This window comes from Burkholderia sp. HAN2018, assembly GCF_024704855.1.
Lineage (GTDB): Bacteria > Pseudomonadota > Gammaproteobacteria > Burkholderiales > Burkholderiaceae > Burkholderia > Burkholderia cepacia.
Genome location: NZ_QOBB01000480.1, coordinates 1 through 1,782, shown reverse-complemented (window position 1 = coordinate 1,782; position 1,782 = coordinate 1). Strand labels below are relative to the sequence as shown.

The 1,782-nt window shown below is 71.4% G+C and carries 2 protein-coding genes; both read right to left on the bottom strand.

The window, feature by feature from the left end; translation table 11 throughout:
• Positions 1-105: 105 nt before the first annotated feature.
• Complete coding sequence (locus tag DPV74_RS41170; protein WP_060195724.1) at positions 106-522, bottom strand: DUF4345 domain-containing protein; 417 nt, start codon at positions 520-522, stop codon at positions 106-108.
• Between the two features lie 16 nt (positions 523-538).
• Positions 539-1,747, bottom strand: a complete 1,209-nt coding sequence (locus DPV74_RS41165; protein ID WP_240440118.1) for a hypothetical protein — start codon at positions 1,745-1,747, stop codon at positions 539-541.
• Positions 1,748-1,782: the final 35 nt, after the last annotated feature.

Here is a 1,782-nt window from a genome sequence, read left to right as displayed (position 1 = left end):
GCCAGGCCGACGCAGGCGAGCAGCGCGGCGCCGGCCAGGAGGCGCGCGCACGCGCGCCAAAGGCGTCGCACCGGCGCGGCGCGTCTCGCGATATCGATGTCGATGTCATGCATGCGCGTTCCCCAAGATTGCGTGAGCGGCCACGCGCCGCTGCCACGCGATGAACAACGGCGCGCCGACGACTTCGAGCACCGTGAAGCCGACGAACGGCGGCCACGGCAGCCCGAGCGTCGCGAGCGAAATCAGCCGTCCGATGCCGCCGAGGAAGATCATCGTCCACAGCGTCGCGAACAGCCGTCCCTGGCGCTCGATCCCCGGGATCACCGAGAACGCCGCGAGGCCGAGCCCGAGCCAGACGCCCGCGTAGAAGCGCAGGTTGCCGTCCAGCGTCGCGTCGGCCGGCAGCGCGATGCCGAGCGACGCGTACAACGGATCGTGGATGCCCATCATGCCGAGCACCCCGGTGATCGACGGGACCAGCGCAAGCACGGCGGTCGCCGCCTGAAGCGCGCGTTTGCTCATTCGAACTCTCCTTGCTTCATCGATAGAAAATGCCCAGCACCTGCACGCTGGCCGACTCCGGCATCGCACCGAAGCGGCTCCACGACGGGCCGCCCTGATGCAGCCACTGCAGTGCAATGTCGAACCGGTCGAAGCGCCGCCGCAGCTCGAGCCAGTATTGCCGGCCGCCGCCGAGATCGGCCTGCACGAAACCCGACAGATCCAGACGGCGCACACCGATATTGCGCCATGTCGCCATCAGGAACACGCCGTGACGGGTTTGCAGCTCCTGCGCGGCGATCGACGTCTGCACCGCGCTGCCCCAGGCCGCCGGGTTCGCGCGCTGCAGCGCGCGCCATTGCGACGCATCCGCGCCGCCGCCGTTGCTCTGGAATTCGGCACTCAGCGACAGGTCGATCGGCAGCGTCCAGGTCGCGCCCACCGACGAGCTCGTGCGAAACGCGCTGTCGCCGGCCGCGCCGGTCGCGCGCGCGATCAGCGAGCGCCGGTAGCCGCCCGCCCATTCGACGTAGGCGACCACCGAGTTGCCGAGCAGCACGCTCAGGTTCTGGCCGAACTGCGGCGCCTGCCCGCTTTCGCCGTAGACGATCCATTGCGGCTGGATCGTCGCGGCGAGCCGCTGGCTCGCGACGAGCATCCAGCGATCGACGCCGTTGGTGCGCTGCAGGTCGGACGATGCGGCCGGATCGCCCGGCAGGCTGCGGCGCTCGAGCCGCGGCGACAGCAGCGCCGCGAGCGAGCCCGTGTCCCACACCTGCTGCGCGCGCAGCGCGACCGTACCGAGCCGGTTCGTGTGGCGGCTGTCCGGATCGGGCGGCACGTCGAGGCTCACCGCGCCCGCGCGAAAGAAGTCGGTCGGGTTGTAGCCGATCGCCGCGCCGAGCCGCTCGTTGACGCGCCCCGCGTCGACGACGAACGTCGGCGCCGCGCGCCAGCTCGCGTACGCCTCCTTCACGAGCGTCACGTCGCGCGACGACGTACGCGAGGTCCCGAGCGGATCGAAGCGGTCGAAGCGCATCGAGAAGTGCGCGGCGAACGTCGGCGTCAGCCACTGCCCGTACTCGAATTCGACCGACAGCTGGTTGCGCCCGGCGTGCGCGCCGTCGCGATAGCGGCTCGCGCGCAACGCGTCCTGCACGTCGAGCTTCCACGGCTTCGCGGTATCGGCCGGCGCCGCGGCGGACCGGTCGGCGAGATCGAGCGCCGCGGCATCGGCCGCATCCACGCCGCCCGCACCGCCTGCACCGCCCGTCGCCTCCG